Source organism: Brevundimonas sp., assembly GCF_036399195.1.
Classification (GTDB): Bacteria; Pseudomonadota; Alphaproteobacteria; order Caulobacterales; family Caulobacteraceae; genus Brevundimonas.
Map to the genome: position 1 here is coordinate 1 of NZ_DASWNO010000236.1, position 18,177 is coordinate 18,177.

17 protein-coding genes are annotated in these 18,177 nt (G+C 68.6%); 10 read left to right on the forward strand and 7 right to left on the reverse strand.

Features of this window, described 5'->3' with window-relative positions; all coding sequences use genetic code 11:
• Window positions 1-18 precede the first annotated feature (18 nt).
• Window positions 19-822 carry an inositol monophosphatase family protein gene (locus VGB60_RS10410; RefSeq protein ID WP_331038193.1) on the forward strand — a complete coding sequence of 268 codons (804 nt, stop codon included), beginning with the start codon at window positions 19-21 and terminating at the stop codon, window positions 820-822.
• Between the two features lie 136 nt (window positions 823-958).
• Window positions 959-1,729, forward strand: coding sequence for a Crp/Fnr family transcriptional regulator (locus tag VGB60_RS10415; protein ID WP_331038194.1), 771 nt, complete (start codon window positions 959-961; stop codon window positions 1,727-1,729).
• A gap of 155 nt (window positions 1,730-1,884) precedes the next feature.
• Here VGB60_RS10415 and recN read toward each other — a convergent pair whose 3' ends face one another.
• Complete coding sequence (gene recN, locus VGB60_RS10420) at window positions 1,885-3,585, reverse strand: DNA repair protein RecN (protein WP_331038195.1); 1,701 nt, start codon at window positions 3,583-3,585, stop codon at window positions 1,885-1,887.
• A gap of 165 nt (window positions 3,586-3,750) precedes the next feature.
• Window positions 3,751-4,608: an outer membrane protein assembly factor BamD gene (locus VGB60_RS10425; protein WP_414644512.1), complete on the reverse strand. Its 858-nt coding sequence runs from the start codon at window positions 4,606-4,608 to the stop codon at window positions 3,751-3,753.
• Window positions 4,609-4,811: 203 nt separating this feature from the next.
• On the opposite strand from VGB60_RS10425, the gene VGB60_RS10430 reads away from it, so the two are divergent.
• From VGB60_RS10430 to pth, 5 genes are all read left to right on the forward strand, one after another.
• Complete coding sequence (locus VGB60_RS10430) at window positions 4,812-5,744, forward strand: ribose-phosphate pyrophosphokinase (protein WP_331038197.1); 933 nt, start codon at window positions 4,812-4,814, stop codon at window positions 5,742-5,744.
• Window positions 5,745-5,810: 66 nt separating this feature from the next.
• On the forward strand, window positions 5,811-7,055 hold the full coding sequence (locus VGB60_RS10435; protein WP_331038198.1) for a hypothetical protein: 1,245 nt from the start codon (window positions 5,811-5,813) through the stop codon (window positions 7,053-7,055).
• A 113-nt stretch (window positions 7,056-7,168) separates the two neighbouring features.
• Window positions 7,169-8,254 (forward strand): hypothetical protein, encoded by a 1,086-nt coding sequence (locus tag VGB60_RS10440; protein ID WP_331038199.1) that lies wholly within the window; start codon window positions 7,169-7,171, stop codon window positions 8,252-8,254.
• A 139-nt stretch (window positions 8,255-8,393) separates the two neighbouring features.
• On the forward strand, window positions 8,394-9,086 hold the full coding sequence (locus VGB60_RS10445; protein ID WP_331038200.1) for a 50S ribosomal protein L25/general stress protein Ctc: 693 nt from the start codon (window positions 8,394-8,396) through the stop codon (window positions 9,084-9,086).
• A gap of 76 nt (window positions 9,087-9,162) precedes the next feature.
• Window positions 9,163-9,795 carry an aminoacyl-tRNA hydrolase gene (gene pth, locus VGB60_RS10450; protein WP_331038201.1) on the forward strand — a complete coding sequence of 211 codons (633 nt, stop codon included), beginning with the start codon at window positions 9,163-9,165 and terminating at the stop codon, window positions 9,793-9,795.
• Here the strand turns inward: pth and VGB60_RS10455 are convergent.
• Together VGB60_RS10455 and VGB60_RS10460 are read right to left on the reverse strand one after the other, a co-directional pair.
• Entirely contained in the window at window positions 9,792-11,366 is a 1,575-nt protein-coding gene (locus tag VGB60_RS10455; protein WP_331038202.1) for a hypothetical protein, read from the reverse strand. The two genes, pth and VGB60_RS10455, sit on opposite strands and share 4 nt — an antisense overlap.
• A gap of 17 nt (window positions 11,367-11,383) precedes the next feature.
• Window positions 11,384-12,823, reverse strand: a complete 1,440-nt coding sequence (locus VGB60_RS10460; protein ID WP_331038203.1) for a DUF4139 domain-containing protein — start codon at window positions 12,821-12,823, stop codon at window positions 11,384-11,386.
• Window positions 12,824-12,958: 135 nt separating this feature from the next.
• Here VGB60_RS10460 and VGB60_RS10465 point away from each other — a divergent pair, with 135 nt between their 5' ends.
• On the forward strand, window positions 12,959-13,432 hold the full coding sequence (locus VGB60_RS10465) for a copper chaperone PCu(A)C (RefSeq protein ID WP_331038204.1): 474 nt from the start codon (window positions 12,959-12,961) through the stop codon (window positions 13,430-13,432).
• 68 nt (window positions 13,433-13,500) lie between these two features.
• A complete protein-coding gene (gene ychF, locus VGB60_RS10470) occupies window positions 13,501-14,595 on the forward strand; it encodes a redox-regulated ATPase YchF (protein ID WP_331038205.1) in 1,095 nt (364 codons plus the stop codon).
• Here ychF and VGB60_RS10475 read toward each other — a convergent pair.
• Window positions 14,588-15,043 (reverse strand): hypothetical protein, encoded by a 456-nt coding sequence (locus tag VGB60_RS10475; protein WP_331038206.1) that lies wholly within the window; start codon window positions 15,041-15,043, stop codon window positions 14,588-14,590. The genes ychF and VGB60_RS10475 overlap by 8 nt on opposite strands.
• Before the next feature lie 168 nt (window positions 15,044-15,211).
• Here VGB60_RS10475 and VGB60_RS10480 point away from each other — a divergent pair, with 168 nt between their 5' ends.
• On the forward strand, window positions 15,212-15,475 hold the full coding sequence (locus VGB60_RS10480; protein WP_331038207.1) for a hypothetical protein: 264 nt from the start codon (window positions 15,212-15,214) through the stop codon (window positions 15,473-15,475).
• Between the two features lie 71 nt (window positions 15,476-15,546).
• Here the strand turns inward: VGB60_RS10480 and VGB60_RS10485 are convergent, their stop codons facing one another.
• On the reverse strand, window positions 15,547-16,077 hold the full coding sequence (locus VGB60_RS10485; protein ID WP_331038208.1) for a porin family protein: 531 nt from the start codon (window positions 16,075-16,077) through the stop codon (window positions 15,547-15,549).
• A 171-nt stretch (window positions 16,078-16,248) separates the two neighbouring features.
• Window positions 16,249-18,177: pyruvate, phosphate dikinase (gene ppdK, locus VGB60_RS10490; protein ID WP_331038209.1), on the reverse strand; the 1,929-nt coding region annotated here is incomplete at its 5' end.

Below are 18,177 nucleotides of genomic sequence, written 5' to 3' on the forward strand. Positions count from 1 at the left end.
CGGACCAGGAGATCCCTCATGGCCCTCGCCTCCGCCCTCGTTTCCGTCATGATCGACGCGGTCCGCAAGACCGCCCGACCGATGCTGCGCGACTTCGGCGAGGTCGCCCAGCTGCAGGTGTCGCGCAAGGGTCCGGGCGACTTCGTCACCGCCGCCGACATCCGCGCCGAGGACACTCTCTACGAACTGCTGATGAAGGCCCGCCCCGGCTACGGCTTCCTCGGCGAGGAACGCGGGATGATGGAAGGGACCGACAAGTCCCACACCTGGATCGTCGACCCGATCGACGGCACCACCAACTTCATGCACGCCATGCCCCATTTCGCCATCACGGTAGGGCTGGAGCGGCGGGCGCCCGACGGCTCGTCCGAGATCGTCGCCGGCGTCACCTACCACCCCGTCATGAACGAGCTGTTCTGGGCCGAGAAGGGCAAGGGCTGCTACCTGAACGACACGCGCATCCGCGTCGCCGGACGCCGCGACCTGTCCGAAAGCCTGATCGCCACCGGCCTGCCCGTCATCGGCAAGCCCGGCCACGCGCAGGCGATCAAGGACATTCACGCCATCGGCCAGCGGGTCGCCGGGATCCGGCGGCTAGGCTCGGCGGCGCTGGACTTCGCATGGGTCGCCGCGGGCCGGTACGACGCCTATTACGAGCGCAACCTCCAGCCGTGGGACGTGGCGGCCGGCATCCTGTTCGTCACCGAGGCGGGCGGCGTGGTCACCACCATCGACGAGGACGGCGACCCTAAGAGCGGCGCGCAAATCCTCGCGTCGAACTCCGAACTGCATCCGCAACTGCGGAAGGTGCTGCGGGGGTAAGTCGAACGTCCCGAAAGGGACACTATGCCTGTGACCGGTCCGGTGCATCGCGGACGCCGCCCGCGAACATTCTTCCGGCGTCAGGCAGTCGAGGGCGCCAAGGGGAGCAAGGTGAAAGCAGCCGCGTTCAGGAGTGATGTCCAACCCGTTCCTCAGAAAGATGGCGTTCGGCGCTGAACTCACGGCTGAGGACCTCGGTGTGCTGGCCGAGGTATCGGCAAATCCGCGACCGATAGCGGCGAAGACGGACCTGAGCAGCGAAGGCAATGCGCCGACGAACGTGCATCTCGTCATGGCCGGCTACGCCTGTCGCTACAAAGTCCTTCCGGACGGGCGTCGTCAGATCATGGCCATCTTCGTCCCGGGCGACCTGTGCGATTTGCACGTCCAGATCCTGGGAGAGATGGACCACAGCATAGGCACTCTCTCCGACGCGATGGTGGTCGACATCTCGCCGGCCACAATCGAAGAGTTGATTGCAAACCCAAGGATCAACCGCGGCCTCTGGTGGATGACGCTCGTTGACGAAGGCACCTTGCGTGAGTGGCTGGTAAGCATGGGCCAGCGAGACGCCGCCGAGCAGATGGCGCACGTCTTCTGCGAACTCCACCTTCGACTGCAGTCGGTCGGCCTCGCGGAGGGAGACAGCTTCGACCTGCCCGGAACGCAGGACGATTTGGCCGACCTGATGGGTGTGACCCCCGTTCACGTGAACCGCACACTGGCGGCGCTTCGCGAGACACATCTCGTCAAATTCGAACGTGGTCGCCTGACGATCCCCGATGTCGCCCGCCTTCGCGCGTTCGGGGGTTTCGATCCCAACTATCTCCACCTGCGAGATGGCAGAACTCGCTCGAACCAGATGAACGAAGCACCGCCGACGGGACATCAAGTGCGCCGCCGTTGATCCCGGCCGGGCGCCTCTCATAAAGTCCGCGGAGTCTGGGGCACACGGCTCCAGCCGCTTGTCGCTGTTGGTAGGTAAGTTGCGGGAGTGGCGCTCCCGCTCACAAGCGACGGTTGGGACATCCTCTTAAAGCGACGCGCAACGTCGCCATCCGGTCACCCGATCAGCGCCCGCGCCGCGGCGCGAGCCTCGTCCGTGATCACCGCGCCAGACAACATGCGGGCGATCTCCTCGCGCCGGGTCGCATCGTCGAGCACATCGACCGTCGTTGTCGTCTGGCCGCCGACGTCCGCCTTGCGCACCTTCCAGTGGGCATGGCCGCGCGCGGCGACCTGCGGGCTGTGCGTCACGACCAGCACCTGAGCGCCGCTGGACAGCCGCTGCAGCCGTTCGCCGACCGCCTGCGCCACCGCGCCGCCGACGCCCTGGTCGACCTCGTCGAAGATCATCACCGGCTGGCGCTGGTCCTCGCGTCCCGCCAGGGCGGCCTTCATCGCGAGGGCGAAACGGGCCAGCTCGCCGCCTGAGGCGATGGCGTCCAGCGGTCCGAACGGCGTCCCGGCGTTGGTGGCGATCTCGAAGCGGACGGTTTCGACGCCCAGCGGCCCCCGCCGCCCTTCGGACACGGGCTCGAAGGCCACCCGGAACTGCGCGCGGTCCAGCTTCAGCGGGCCCAGTTCGGTCATGACAGCTGCCGTCAGCCGCTCGGCGGCGGCCTCCCGCGCCGAAGTCAGCAGCATGGCGGCGATGTCGTAAGCCTCGCGCGCGGCCGAGGCGGCCCGGTCGGCCGCGGCGATGGCTTCGGCCCCGTCCTCGATCAGGCGCAGCTGCTCGCGGAACCGGACCCGCAGAACCGGCAGATTCTCCACCGACGCATTCAGCTTGCGGGCGGCGGCGCGCAGGGCGAACAGGCGTTCCTCGGCCTTGTCGAGCCGCCCCGGCTCGAAGTCGAAGGCGCTGGCCGCGGCGTCGACGCAGGCGATGGCCTCCTCGGCCTCGACCATGGTGCGGTCGATGGCCTCGGCTGCGGCCTCGAGCTTCTGAAGCAGCGGATGCTCGGGATCGGTACCCGCCTGCCCGGCCCGCTGCCGGGCGTGCTCGACAGCCCGCAGGGCGGCGGAGAGCTTTTGCGACAGCTTGTCCCCGCCCAGTTGCGTACGGGCGTCGGCCAGATCCGCGATGGCCTTCTCCGCCGCGCCGAGCAGGGCGCGTTCGCCCGCCAGTTCCGTCTCCTCGTCGGCGCGCGGGTCGAGCGCGTCGAGGTCCGCCAGGTTCAGCGTCAGTTCCTCGGCGCGCGAGGCCGCGTCCGCGGCGGCGGCCTTCAGGTCGGCGACGGCGCGCTCGGCGCTCTTCAGCCGGTCCGCGGCCGCGGCGACGCCGCCGAGCTGCGGCTGCAGCCCGCCGTAGGCGTCCAGCAGGGCGCGATGGGTCTTCCAATCGAGAAGACCGACCGTCTCGTGCTGACCATGAACTTCGACGAGCGCCTGACCGATCTCCCGCAGCGCCGTGACGCCCGCGGGCTGGTCGTTGACGAAGGCGCGACTGCGGCCATCGGCGGCTAGGGTTCGGCGCAGGATCAGCTCTTCGCCCGGGATCACATCAAAGCCCCGCTCACCGATCAGGGCGATCAGGGCGGGATCGTCGGGCGCCGTGAAAACGGCGGTGGCCGACGCCTGTTTGGCTCCGGCCCGCACCAGCCCCGCGTCCGCCCGCGCGCCGAGCGCCAGACCCAACGCGTCGAGGATGATGGACTTGCCGGCTCCGGTTTCGCCCGTCAGCACCGTCAGCCCGCCCTCGACCTCAAGATCGAGGGCGTCCACCAGCACGATGTCCCGGATCGAGAGGGCCGTCAGCATGAGCCCGCCCTCCATCCGTCACCCTCGGGCTTGTCCCGAGGGCCCATGTGTCCGGGGCTGGAGAGTTGGGCGTGGGACAAAGCGAATCGTTTCACCGGCGACGCCGGAGAATGCTGACCAATGGGTCCTCGGGACAAGCCCGAGGATGACGGAGGTGGTTTGGTGTCAGCCCGGGATGATCCGGCGCAGCCAGCTTTCGCGCTGGCCGGTCGGGGCGACATCGGGCGTTTGGCCCTGTTCGGTCAACAGCGCGTAGGCCTCTGCGTACCAGGGGCTGCCCGGATAGTTGAAGCCCAGCACGGCGCCGTTTCGCGTCGCCTCTTCCTTCAGGCCGAGGCTCAGATTGACCTCGACCAGCCGGTACAGCGCCTCGGGCGTGTGCGAGGTCCGCTGGTAGGCCTCGTTGTCGATCACGGACTTGTACCGGTTGATCGCCGCCAGCGGCTGGCCGGCGCGCTGATAGTAGCGGCCGATCGACATTTCCTTGCCCGCCAGCTGGTCGTTGACCATGTCGATCTTGACCGTGGCGTCGGTGGCGTAGGAGGTGCCCGGATAGCGGCGCTGCACATCGCGCAGACCGTCCAGAGCGGCCTGGGCGTAGCCTTGGTCCCGGCCCACGTCCGTGATCTGTTCGAAGTTGCAGAGCGCCTTCATGTAGAAGGCGTAGGGCGCGCTGGGATTGCCCGGGAACAGCTGGATGAACCGGTCCGAGGCGGCGATCGCCTCGGCGTAGTTGTTGTTCTGATAGTAGGCGTAAATCTGCATCAGGATCGCGCGGCGCGACCACTCCGAATACGGATGCTGGCGCTCGACTTCCTGGAAATAGTCGATGGCGTCGGCCCAGCGGCGGCTCTGCAGGCGCTGGTAGCCGGTGTTGTAGAGCGCCTCGACCGGACGCTCTTCATAGGCGAGACGAGGACGATTTTGCCGGCCCGAGCAGGCCGAGATCGTCAGGGCCGTGACAGCCACGGTGGCCAGGGTCAGGCCGGCGCGGAACTTGGAAGCAGGCAAGGACGACCTCAAAATAATGCCGGCGGGCGCGAACCCGTCGGCGCCCCCGAAAACGAGACGCGATCTCTACACCAGCCGACTTCGCCGCGCCAATGCGCAGAAAGCCCGCAAAAGGACGCGTCACGCCTTGAAGCGGGGCTGTCCGCTGGTATGTAGCGCGCCAGCGCCACGCCCGCATTTTCAGCCCGGCGATGACGGCGAAAGGATGACCGGACATGAAGCTGCTCTCTGGCAACTCCAACCGGACCCTGTCCCAGGCGATCGCCACCCACCTCGACATGCCGCTGACCAAGGCCCAGGTGAAGCGCTTCGCCGACAACGAGGTTTTCGCCGTCATCGAGGAGAACGTCCGCGGCGAGGACGTCTTCATCCTCCAGTCGACCAGCTATCCGGCCAACGACAACCTGATGGAGCTGCTGATCATGACCGACGCCCTGGTCCGAGCGTCGGCCAGGCGGATCACGGCGGTGATGCCCTATTTCGGATACGCCCGGCAGGACCGGAAGACGGGCGGCCGCACGCCCATCTCGGCCAAGCTGGTCGCCAACCTGATCACTCGCGCCGGCGCCGACCGGGTGCTGACGATGGATCTGCATGCGGGCCAGATCCAGGGCTTCTTCGACATTCCCACGGACAACCTGCTGGCCACGCCGGTGCTGGCGCAGGACATCAAGGAAAACTATCCGCGCGGCGAGCTGATGATCGTCTCGCCCGACGTGGGGGGCGTGGTCCGCGCCCGGTCCCTCGCCAAGCGGCTCGATGCTGATCTCGCCATCGTCGACAAGCGCCGCGCGAAGGCGGGCGACAGCGAGGTCATGAACATCATTGGCGACGTCGAGGGCCGGCGCTGCATTCTGTTCGACGACATCGTCGACTCGGGCGGCACGCTGGTGAACGCGGCCAAGGCCCTGATGGACAAGGGCGCGGTCGAGGTGTCCGCCTACATCAGCCACGGCGTTCTGTCGGGCCCCGCGGTCCAGCGGGTCACGGACGGACCGCTGAAGGAGCTGGTGATCACCGACTCCATCGAACAACCCCACGAGGTCTCGGCCTGCGCCAAGATCCGCACGGTCTCGGTGGCGCCGCTGATCGGCGAGGCCATCCGCCGGATCGCCAATGAGGAATCGGTCTCGAAACTGTTCGACTGACCGGCTGCCTCAAATTGGCCCGTAGTGCGTTCTCTCCTGACTGGCGGGCAGTCGCAGGAGATTTCTATGAGTTCGGCATTCCTGGGCCGCGGCCTTTCGCTGGCCGCGATCGCCGCCGCCGCCGTCCTGGCCGGTTGCGCCTCCGGCCAGGCCGAGGCCGAGGCTGAAGCCCGGGCGATCGCCGCCGCCGAAGCCGCCGCCAGAGCGCGAACGCCTCCGCCGATCAATCTGAACGAGGGCGTGGCTCAATCGGCCGCCGTCTATCTGGCGTTCACACGAGACATGGCCGCCACCCGCGGCGGCTTCGACAATCCGGAGGCGGTGCAGGCCGCCCTTGTTCGCGGCGCCTCCTATGACCCGGCCCAGGTCTCGCGAGGGCTTGTGTCTTACGCCTCCATTCTGGCGTTGCAGTCGCCTGAGTTCGTCGCGGGCGTGAACCAGTATGGGGTCGATCCGGCAACACGGCAGCGGGTGATTGCCGAAATCGTTCGGGACCCCGGTTATGCATCGACGCTGCCGGGGGCGGACGCGGCGGCGGGCCTCGTGATGACGGCCCTGAATCGCGAAATCGACGCGCTCGCCACCGCTGCTGATTCGATCGAGAACGACGCCTACGCGGCGCAGGCCGACGGTCGGCGCTCCTGGGCCATCGCTCACGTCGCCGGCCGCGAGGCCCGCCTCGAGAACGCCAAGGCGCTGTCGGGCCAGCGGATGCTGCCGGCCGCCGACGAGGCGGCCCGCCTCTACGCCGCCGCCAATCAAGGCCGCGGCCTGGGCGTTTCGGGGACCCGCCCTCGCAACGGCCCCTATCCGCCGGTCGTAACCAACGCCCTGGCCATCGCCGCGCTCGCGGCCCTGGGCGCGGCGGGCGACGAGGCTCGGGCGAACACCGAAGCCCTGCAGTCCGAACCCGTCAGCCAGGGTTGCCTGAACGAGTCCAAACTCAACCTCTATCAGTGCCTCGCGGCGTCACGCCCGAGCTATGAAGACATGTTCTGCGTCGGCCGCCACATCGTGCGCGACCTAGGAACCTGCGCGCGGGGCTCCGCCCTGCCCCGCGCCATCGTGACGGTCTCCAACCCGGTGGCGACGACACCGGCGAGAGCGCCCATCGTCGTCACTCCGCCGGCGCCGCGCCCCGTCGAGCCCATGACGCAGCGGCTCTCTCCAGCACCTGCCGCCGCGGCCCCGGTTCGGACGCCGCCGCCGACGCCGCGGGTCACGCCCGCGACCCCGCCGGCGGCGACGATGACACCCACCCAGCGCCTCAACACCGCGCCCTCGACATCCGGACGTTCGGCGTCGCGCTAGCCAACCGGAGCGGCTGTCGGATTAGTGATCGGCAAACGAATCCCGTCGAGTTATAAGGACTTCCGGAGTATCGGCGCCGTGCGGGCGCCGCGTGTATCGTTGGGGACTCTCGAATGTTGAAGGCACTTTCGCGCCGCGGCCTGAGCGCCGCCGCCGTCGCCGCCGCCCTGGTTCTGGCCAGCTGCGCCACGCCGGAGCCGGAGCCGGCCCCCGCTCCGCCCCCCGCCCCGCCGCCCCCGGCCCTGAGCCTCAACTCGGGCGTGGCGGAGGCCGCGTCGATCTACGTCGCCTTCATGCGTGACGTCGGCACCATCCGGGCCGGCTTCGACAGCGCGGAGGCCATCCAGGCCGCGATCCGCAAGGGCGCGTCCTACGAGCCGGGCCAGTTGTCCAGGGGCATGATCGCCTATGGATCGATCCTGGCCCTGCAGTCGCCCGAGTTCGTGCAGGGCGTCAGGACCTATGCGGTCGATCCCGCCATCCGCCAGCAGATGATCGACCGGATCCTCGCCGACCCCGCCGCCGCCGCGACCTTCCCGGGCGCGGAGGCCGCCGCCGGTCTGATCGTCGCGACGATCGGAAGCGATTCGGCCGCCATGCTGGCGATCGCCGACGCCGTCGAGGCCGACGCCTACACCATTCAGGAGCGCAACGACCCGCGCCGGCGCTGGGCCACCGTGCATATCGCCGACCGCACGACGCGCCTCGAGGGTGCGAAGTCACTGTCCGTGGTTCAAATGCTGCCGTCCGCCGACGAGTCGGCCCGCCTGTTCGCCGCCGCCAACAGCGGCTCCGGGCTCGGCGTGACCCCCGCCAGCGCCGGCCCGCCCTATACGCCCGCCGTGGTTCGCTCGCTGGCTGTCGCCGCCCTGGCGGCCTTGGGCGCCGGCGGCGAGGACGCGCGCGCCAGCACCGAGGCCCTGACCACGGAGCAGAACAGCGAGTTCTGCCTCAACATGTCCAAGCTGATGCTGTTCCAGTGCCTCGCTGCGTCGCGACCCAGCTACGAGGACATGTTCTGCGTCGGCCGCCACGTCGCCCGCGACCTGGCCACCTGCACGGCCCAGAACATCAGCCCCGCGCCGCTCCAGGTCCCGCAAAGCGCCGTCGCCGGAGGCGCCCCCGAGCAAACGCCCGTGGCCGCGCAGGCGGCGGTCGTTTCTCCAGCGCCGACGGCGGGTCCGAACAGCAGCAGCTGACGCGGTTGCGCGCGGGGCGTCAGGCTGTTGCGTCTCCGGGCGCTTGCGTGTAATGACCCGCGCTCTTGAATTCAGGGTCCCTGACCCCGCCGCGAGGGCTGACTGGTCAGCGCGGCGTTTGTGTTGTTGAGGCGAGGCGATGGCCGAGATCATTCTGAACGTTGACGTCCGTGACGGCGTCGGCACCGGTGGCGCCCGCGCCGCGCGCCGCGCGGGCATGGTCCCGGGCGTGCTGTACGGCGGCGACAAGGCCCCCGTCGCCATCTCGGTGAACGAGCGCGACTTCCGCAAGTCGCTCTACACCGGCAAGCTGCTGGGCCACCTGGTGACCCTGAAGTACGGTGACGAGAGCCAGCCGGTCATCGCTCGCGATGTGCAGTTCGACCCGGTCAGCGACCGTCCGCTGCACTTCGATCTGATGCGGGTCGACGAAAAGCAGACCATCAAGATCGAAATCCCGGTCCACTTCATCAACCAGGACCAGTGCGAAGCCTTCCGTCAGGGCGGCTCGCTGGAAATCGTGCGCCACTCGGTCGAGGTGAAGGTCCGCGCCGACCACATCCCGGAAGACCTGATCGTCGATCTGGCCGGCCACAAGATGGGCGACACCATCCGCTGGACCGACCTGAAGGGCACGGAAGACGTCGAGCCGACCATCACCGACCGCGACTTCGTGATCGCGTCGATCAAGACCTCTTCGGCCGCCATCTCGGCCGCCGCTGATGAAGCCCACGACGCCGAAGTCGCCGCCGAAGCCGCCGAGGTCGAAGCCACCGAACAGGCCGCATCGGGCGAAGCCGAAGCCGCCGAGGGCGAATCGTCGGAAGGCTGATCCTTTCCTTCGACTGTTTTGCGAAGCGGCCCCTTCCGGTTACGGATGGGGCCGTTTCCTTGTCCGGACCTGAGCCATGATCATCGTCGCCGGCCTCGGCAATCCAGGGCCGAAATACCAGGGCAACCGCCACAACATCGGCTTCATGGCCGCCGACGAGATCGCCTCGCGCTGGCGCTTCGGACCCGAGCGGGCCAAGTTCCAGTCGGTGATCCGCGAAGGCGAGGTCGAGACGGCGAACGGGCCGGTGAAGGTGCTTCTGATGAAGCCGCAGACCTTCATGAACGAAAGCGGCCGCGCCGTCGGGGAGGCGGCACGCTTCTACAAGGTCAAACCGTCCGAAGTGATCGTCTTCCATGACGAGATCGACCTGGCGCCCGGCCGCTTCCGCATGAAGACCGGCGGCGGGGCGGCGGGCCAGAACGGCGTGCGCTCGATGATCAGCCAACTGGGCCCGGACTTTCGCCGTGGTCGCATGGGCGTCGGCCATCCCGGGGACCCGCAACTGGTGCACGGACATGTGCTGAGCGACTTCCACAAGGCCGATCTGGTCTGGCTGGAACCGATGCTGCGCGCCGTGGCGGACGCCGTGCCCTTCGCCCTCGCCGGCGACGACGAACGCTATCAGGCCGAGGTCATGCGCCTGGCGCCCGCGGCCAAGTTCAGCCCCCGTCAGACCGCGCAGAACGCGGCGCGTAGCGAAGATTAATCCTCGTACTCGATGGTGTAGGTCAGCACCGCCGGCCCGCCCGCGGGCACAGCCAGCCGCCACGCCGGATAGCCGCCCTCGGTGATCACAGGCCGCGTGCTTGAGTCGAGTATGCGGAAGCCGCGGCGGTACGACTCGCTTGGCCTGACCTCGATCTGGGCGGCCTGAGGCTTGTCGTTGTGGATGGTCACCGTCATGGCCACGCGCCGCATGGTTCCGACGCGTTCGCTCTCCCCGGTCTCCTGCTGGACGCTCAAGTCCATGGCCTCGCCGAACCGGAGCTCCAGCGGCAGGCCGACCCCCTTGTCCGCAAAGCGGGCTTGGCCGGTGAACAGGGTCGCGCCGGCCTGGGTCTCGAACAGGCTGATCCCGCCCCCGGGCAGAGGGAGGCCGAGCCCGGTTTCCTCATCGTTCTTCAACCTGAGCATCAGCACCGGCCGCCCAGGGTCGTCGTCGTCGCCCTGTCCGATCTCGACGGCATAGGCGCGGGTGAAACCGACGTCGGCCTGATCCAGAAACTGCACCTGCTTGGTCTGGCGGGCGTTCACGTCGGTCGGTTCCGGCAGGGTGTAGATCTTGTAGTCGCCCAGCTCGCCCATGCGGACGACGCGGCTGCCGGTGACGACGATCTCATCCGCCTCCGAGTTCGACAGCGCTGGAGCGCCCGCCAGATAGCCGACCCCGCCCGTCCGCCTGCCGGTGACGACGATCTGGTCGAGATTCTGGGGCGCGCCCGTCGTCGTATCCATCGGCCAGCAGGTCGGCTCGCGGTTCACGACGGTCGGCTCGACCGGCACGGTGTCCTCGTCCCGATTCAGGTTGCCGGCCACCACCTGCACCGGAGCGTCCGCGAAACCGGTGCCGCCGAAATTCGCCAGGGTGATCCAGCCGGTCAGGGCGAGAGACCGGCCGTCCGGATTGAGCCGCGCGACATAGTCCGCCGACCACTGCAGCCCCGTCGCCAGATAGGCCAAGGTCACCGTGTGCCGCCCCGCCGTCTCCGCCCGAGTGCGGATCGACAGCACCGGCTGGTCGCTGAGGCCTTCGGGAATCCGGTCGAACAGGATGCGTTCCGTCAGGCCCGAGCAGTTCAGGGCCTCCAGCCGGCCGTCGATCTCCAGCACCGTCCCCGTCGGACCGGAACGGACGATGGCGGTTTTCTGTGTCTGCTCGCCGGTGACCGGATTGGTGCGCACCACTCGCACGATGTCGCCGACCGATCGCGCCAGCAGGGATCCCGGGCTGAGCAGGTCGAAGTCGGTGTTTCGCTCGATCACCTGCGCGGGCAGGCCGTCGAGGGTCGCGGTCTGGGGCACGATGCCGGTGGCCACGCCGCGCAGCCGGATGACCGCCTCGCCCGCCGGAAGGTCGATGGTGCGGGTCTCGATGATCAGCGCCAGCCCCTCCTGATCCAGCCGCTCCCCGGACTGGTTCGACCTTTCGAGCAGCTGTGCGGTATCGACCGGCCGGTCTCGATAGATCACTACGGCCGTCCGTTCGGAGCGCGGCGAGATCACCTGGACCTGCGCCCAGACAGGCCCCGCCAGTGCGGCCAGAGCCGCGGCGAGCATCAGGCTTCGCACCGTCTTCAGCCGCCCGTTACGACGGCGGCGGTCAGGACGGTTTCGCCGTTCGCGGGCACCGGCACGCGCCAGACGATGGTGTTGGCGTCCTGCACCACGCCCTCGATCGATTGTGCCTGAAGCTGGGTGTCGCGGCCGAGTCCGTGCTGGCGCACCTCGACGACAACGGCCTCGGAGCGCGCGTTGCGGACCGTGTATTCCATCTCGAAGCGCGTCCGCCAGCGGTAGTAGGCCGGCTTGGGCGCGGCCTGGCTGGAGACCACCCGAGGCTGCACCGTGACGTCGAAGGCCTGGCCGGTGGTGATGACGATGTCCGACCCGGTCGGCGTATGCGCCACCTGATCTTCGCCGACGAAGCGCGGTTCGCCCGACTCGTCGTTTACGTAGACCCGGGCCACGCCGGCGGGCAGCTGCGTCCCCACGCCGGAGGCGCGGCTGTTGGAGAAGATCACGGCCACCTCGGCCGCGCGGGGCTCGGTTTCGCTGGTAAAGCCGTGGCCCTCGAACAGATAGCGTTTCGAGGCGGGCACATTGGCGACGTCGATCAGGCCGACCTGCTTGGTTTGGTTGTTGGCCACCGTGACCGGCTCCGGCAGCGGATAGATGTAGACGTCGGCCAGGCCCTGGGCGCCGCCCTGCTCCGTCCCGTTGCCCCGCACCGCGGGACGCGGCGGCTGCGGGTAGCCCCGGCCGTAGGGATTGTTGTTGTTGATCAGGGCCACGTCGCCCGCCACCACCCGCGTGTCGGCGTTGGTGAAGGTCACGCCCGAATGGTTGGTCAGGGTGATCCAGCCGGTCAGATCCAGCCGTCCCGCGCGCTCGTCGAACCGGGCCACATAGTCGGCCTTCCACTGCAGGCCGGTGGTCAGATACGTCAGGGTCACGTCGCGCTGCCCCGCACCCTCGGCGTCGAGGGTGACGCTGAGGGTGGGCCGCGGCCGCAGATTGGTCGGCACCTCGTCGAAGATCACCCGGGTCGGCACTCCGTCGTCGCGCAGGACCTCGATATGGTCGCCAACCCGCAACACCACGCCCTGGTTCGCCGCAAGCACCGTGGCCCGCTGCGTGTCCTGCGCGCCGCTGCCGGGATTGGTGCGGACGATGCCGATCTCCTCGCCCACGGCCGACTGCATCAGCTTGTCGGGCGTGAGCAGGTCATAGTCGAAATTCTGTTCAACCACCGACAGGCCCCTGCCTGAGAGGCCGACGGTCTCGGGACGGATGCTCGCCGAGACGCCCGGGAATTCCCGACGCGAGCGGCCCGAGGGCAGCGTCAGCGACCGCGTGTCCTGAACGAGAGCGATGTTCTGGTTGTAGATCGTCAGGGATACCGAGTCGGGGCCGCCTGACCCATCCTGCACCGGCGCCGGATCCTGGGCTGAGACCGGCGAGGCGGCGATCACGCTCAGGGCGGCTCCCGTCATAAGTGCGAGGCGGTGGATCATCTTTGAGGCTCCGGGGTGTCGTAGGAGCGTGTCATGCGGCCCGGCGGCTGTCCATGCGCCGCTGCGGCGCGCGGGCCGCCTTGTCGCCGGCCCGGCGGAGCGATAGACCGCGCCGACCTGCACCGGATGACCGACATGACCCGCGCCCCGCTCCTCGCCTTCGCCGTCCTGGGCCTTGCGGCCTGCAGCCAGGACGGACCCGCCGGATCGGGCGAACAGGCGACGGTGCAGGCCGCCGCAGCGATCTGCCGCCCCACGCCGGTCGGACGGCGGATGACCGGCTGTTACCTGTCCCTGACCGCGCCCGCCGCCGACCGCCTGCTCTCCGTCACCAGTCCGGACGCCAACCTGGTGCAGATCCACGAGAGCCGGATCGAGAGCGGCATGATGATGATGGGCGAACTGAGGGACGGCCTGCCCCTGCCCGCTGGCGAGACCGTGGCGCTGAAGCCGGGCGGCGATCATCTGATGCTGATGGGCGTCAAGCAGCCGCTGGTCCCGGGAGACACGGTCACGCTGGCGCTGACCTTCGCCTCTTCGGGGCCGGTCGAACTGACGGCGACGGTGGGGCAGCCGGAGGCGACCACGAGCGCCGCCGCCGCTCACTGACGCGCGAGACTGACAAACCGGTCGCGACCGGTTAAAGGCTCGCGCTCACGAGGAACCTCCCCCAGACCATGGCCCTGAAAGTCGCGATCGTCGGCCTGCCCAATGTGGGCAAGTCCACCCTGTTCAACGCCCTGACCAAGACGGCGGCGGCGCAGGCCGCCAACTATCCGTTCTGCACCATCGAACCGAACACGGGCGACGTGGCCGTGCCCGAGCCGCGCCTCGACGTGCTGGCGAAGATCGCCGGGTCCAAGGAGATCATCCCCTCGCGGATCACCTTCGTCGACATCGCCGGCCTGGTGCGCGGCGCGTCCAAGGGCGAGGGTCTCGGCAATCAGTTCCTCGCCAACATCCGCGACTGCGACGCCGTCGCCTTCGTCGCCCGCTGCTTCGTCGACGCCGACATCACCCACGTCGAGAACCGGATCGATCCCATCAGCGACCTGGACATCATCGAGACCGAGCTGATGCTGGCCGATCTCGAAAGCCTCGAGAAGCGCGTGGTCAACGTCGAGAAGAAGGCCAAGGGCGGCGACAAGGAAGCCCAAACCACCCTGCGCCTGATCAATATGGCTCTGACCCCGCTGCGCGCCGGTAAGCCGGCCCGGGTGGTCGAGGTGTCGAAGGAGGACGAAAAGGCGTGGCGCATGCTGCAGCTGCTGACCTCTCTGCCCGCCCTCTATGTCGCCAACGTCGACGAAGGCTCGGCGGACAAGGGGAACGCGCTGTCGGACCTCGTCGCTGAACGCGCCGCTCAGGATAACGCCAAGGCCGTCGTCATCTCGGCCAAGATCGATTCCGAACTGGCCGTGCTGGATCCCGAGGAACAGGCCGAGTTCCTCGAAAGCCTCGGACTGGCCGAGCCGGGCCTGAATCGCCTGATCCGCGAGGCCTACGCCCTGCTGGGGCTCCAGTCCTACTTCACCGTCGGACCCAAGGAGGCGCGCGCGTGGACCATCCCGATCGGGGCCACCGCTCCGCAGGCCGCCGGCGTGATCCACACCGATTTCGAGAAGGGCTTCATCCGCGCTGAAACCATCGCCTACGACGATTTCGTGGCCCTGAAGGGCGAGGCGAAGGCGCGCGAGGCCGGCAAGCTGCGCGCAGAGGGCAAGGCCTACGTCGTCAAGGACGGCGACGTCATGAACTTCCTGTTCAACTAGGCGGCGGAACCGCCCCCGGCATCGGGCAGCGCACCAGGCTGACGGTCGCCTCGTTCCGGTTCAACCAGACCAGCCGCATGGCGTCGCCCTGCACCGACATCCGCGCACGTTCGCTCGACGTCCGACCCTCGGCCGAACAGGCCAGCGAAGCCTCATAACCCTCGGCGACCTGGCTGACAGCGACGATGCCGCAGCTGTTTTCGTAACCCTCGAAGCGCGTCGCATTGATCTCGATCGGTCGCTCGGCGCCGGTCGTCCGCGCGCACCAGCGTGCATTCGCCGCCCAGCGGCCGACAAAGGTCTGGGGCCCGGAGCCCGGCATCACCGTCCCCACGCCGGGCGGAGGCGTGGGGGCAGGCGCTTCCGCTTCCGGCGTGACGATCGGCTGCGCGGGTTGGGTCGGCGGATTGACCTCGGACTCGCTGCAGGCCGCCAACGACGCGGCCATCAGCAGGGCTTTGAGCGGGAAGGATTGGCGGGGACTCATGAGCAGGGAACGCCCTCGCGCAGCCTCGGCTCCCCAAATCGTCTGCATCACGAATTCGCGGTCACGCTTGCATCGGGGGCAGGATTTTGCGACCGGTTCTTGAGTGTCGAGAACAAGGGGGCGTCCCGCATGACTCAGAACACCAATCCATGGGCCGTGCAGGTGGACCCGCTGGCCCGCGACATCGCCGCCGTGCTCAAACGCATGGGCGGCTCGGCGCATCAGCGCGACGTGGTCCAATGCGTGGCGGCGATGAAGCGTCAGCGCGGTGAAACCGTCGCCCAGGACCTGGCGAACCGGATCGTCGAGGCCTTCGAGAAATACCGCGACCTGTTCTTTCGACCGTACGGTGAGGGCTCGATGCGCTGGGCCCTCCAGCCCGGCGTCGCCTGATCCTCGCCTGACGCGGCGGACGAAAAGGCGCGCATCCGCGGGGATGCGCGCCTTCGTCGTTTCGGGACCGCTTAGAAGCGGCGCACGTAGCTCAGGCCGTAGGTGTCCAGCTCGCCGCCGTTGTCATCGGTGAAGTCGCGGCGGGTCCAGTCGGCGCGCACGCCGTTGCGGCCGTCGAAGAAGAAGTTGGCGCCGGCGCCGTAGTTGACGCTTTCGCCGTCTTCCCGGGCGGTGAAGCCGGCGACGTCCGCTTCGATCTGCGTCATGCCGTAACCGATGCGGCCAAAGACCTCGAGACGGTCGCTGACCGGCAGGGTCGCCACAGCGTAGGCGGCCAAGTCGTACTCATGCGAGATGCTGCCGTCGACGCCGCCGAACGAGATGTCCTCGTCCTTGACGCCGAACGAGGCTTCGCCCTCGACGCCGATGAAGCGGCTGACCTTGGCGTTCAGACGGCCGGTGACGGCGCCCAGCGTGACGTCGTCGCCGTCCAGGTGGGTGTAGCCGATCGAGCCGGTTACTTGCGGAGATGAAATGCTCTGGGCCATGGCCGGCGCGGCCAGCAAGGTCAGAGCGGCGGTAGCGAGAAGAACGTTACGCATTTTTTGCATCCTCTAGATGTGGTGACTTCTGTGGTCACCAGCCCCATCCAGCGGGATGCAAATGGGCTGCCTGAACGCGGGTTCCAGAGACCCAGCTATACAATGCGAGCACTGTGCGCGGGGAAGCACAGACCGTGTTACGTCAACCTTGGCAATAAGGTGGCGGCTGTCTTACCGGTCCTTCTCACGCTCGGTTCCGGCGCGCGCGTGAAGCGCCGCCTGCGCCGCGGCCAGCCGCGCGATCGGCACGCGGTACGGCGAGCAGCTGACGTAGCTCAGCCCGACTTCCTCGCAGAAGGCGATCGAGGCGGGATCGCCGCCGTGCTCGCCGCAGATGCCCATCTTCATCCCCGGCCGCGCCGCCCCGCCGCGCTCGGCGGCGATGCGGATCAGGTCGCCGACGCCCTCGCGGTCCAGCCGCACGAACGGGTCGGTCTCGAAGATGCCCTTGTCCATATAGGCCTGAAGGAAGCGGCCGGAGTCGTCACGGCTGATGCCGAAGGTCGTCTGGGTCAGGTCGTTGGTGCCGAACGAAAAGAACTCGGCGTATTCGGCCAGGTCCGCGGCGCGCAGGGCCGCGCGGGGCAGCTCGATCATGGTGCCGACCAGGTACTCGACCCGGTCGCCCGCGCTCGTGAACACAGCCTCGGCCGTGCGGTCGGTCAGCTCGCGCAGGAATTTCATCTCAAGCCCCATCGCGACCAGCGGGTGCATGATCTCCGGGATCGGGGCCTGGTCCGCCGTCCGTTTGACCTCTAGCGCCGCCTCAAGAATGGCGCGGACCTGCATCTCGTAGATCTCGGGATAGGCGACGCCCAGACGGCAACCGCGATGGCCCAGCATCGGGTTGGTCTCGTGCAGCTCCTTCGCCCGGCGCTTCAGCTTTGCGGCGTCGAGGCCCTGCGTCTGCGCCAGCGCGTCGATCTCGGCCTCGGTGTGCGGAATAAACTCGTGCAGCGGCGGGTCCAGCAGCCGCACCGTCACCGGCAGGCCGGCCATGATGGTGAACAGTTCGACGAAGTCCGCCTTCTGGAACGGCGCGATCTTGGCGAGAGCCATGCGGCGGCCAGCCTCGTCGTCGGCCAGGATCATCTCGCGCACCGCGGCGATGCGGGCGTCGTCGAAGAACATGTGCTCGGTCCGGCACAGGCCGATGCCCTCGGCTCCGAAGCCGCGGGCGGTGCGGGCGTCCAGCGGCGTCTCGGCGTTGGCCCGCACCTTCAGCCGGCGGACCTTGTCGGCCCAGGCCATCAGGGTCTGGAAGTCGCCGGTCAGCTCCGGCTCGATCATGGCCACGGCGCCGTCCAGCACCTCGCCCTTCGAGCCGTCGATGGTGATGACCTCCCCGGCCCGGAACGTCCGCCCGCGGGCGGTGAAGGTCCCGGCGTGCTCGTCGATCGACAGCTCGTTGATGCCGCAGACGCAAGGCCGTCCCATGCCGCGGGCGACCACCGCCGCGTGGCTTGTCATGCCGCCGCGCGCGGTGACGATCCCGCGGGCCGCGTGCATGCCGTGAATGTCCTCGGGCGAGGTCTCCTCGCGCACCAGGATGACCGCATCGCCCAGCTGCGACAGCCGCTCGGCCTCATCGGCGTCGAACACGATCCGGCCGGTCGCCGCGCCGGGGCTGGCGGGCAGGCCGGCGGCGACCACCGACCGCTCGGCCTTCGGGTCCAGCGTCGGGTGCAGCAACTGGTCCAGCGCCGACGGTTCGACCCGGCTGACGGCCTCCTCCTCGGAGATCACGCCCTCGGCGGCGAGATCGACGGCGATCTTCAGCGCCGATTTGGCGGTGCGCTTGCCGTTGCGGGTCTGCAGCATCCACAGCCGGCCCTGCTCGACCGTGAACTCGATGTCCTGCATGTCGCGGTAGTGGCTCTCCAGCCGCCCGACGACCTCGACGAACTGGCCGAACACCTCGGGCATTGCCTCTTCCATCGAGGGGGCGGTCTCTCCCATCTCCTCGCGGCCCGCCCGGGTCAGCGACTGGGGCGTGCGGATGCCGGCGACGACGTCCTCGCCCTGGGCGTTGATCAGGAACTCGCCGTACAGCCGCGCCTCGCCGGTCGACGGATTGCGCGTGAAGGCGACGCCGGTGGC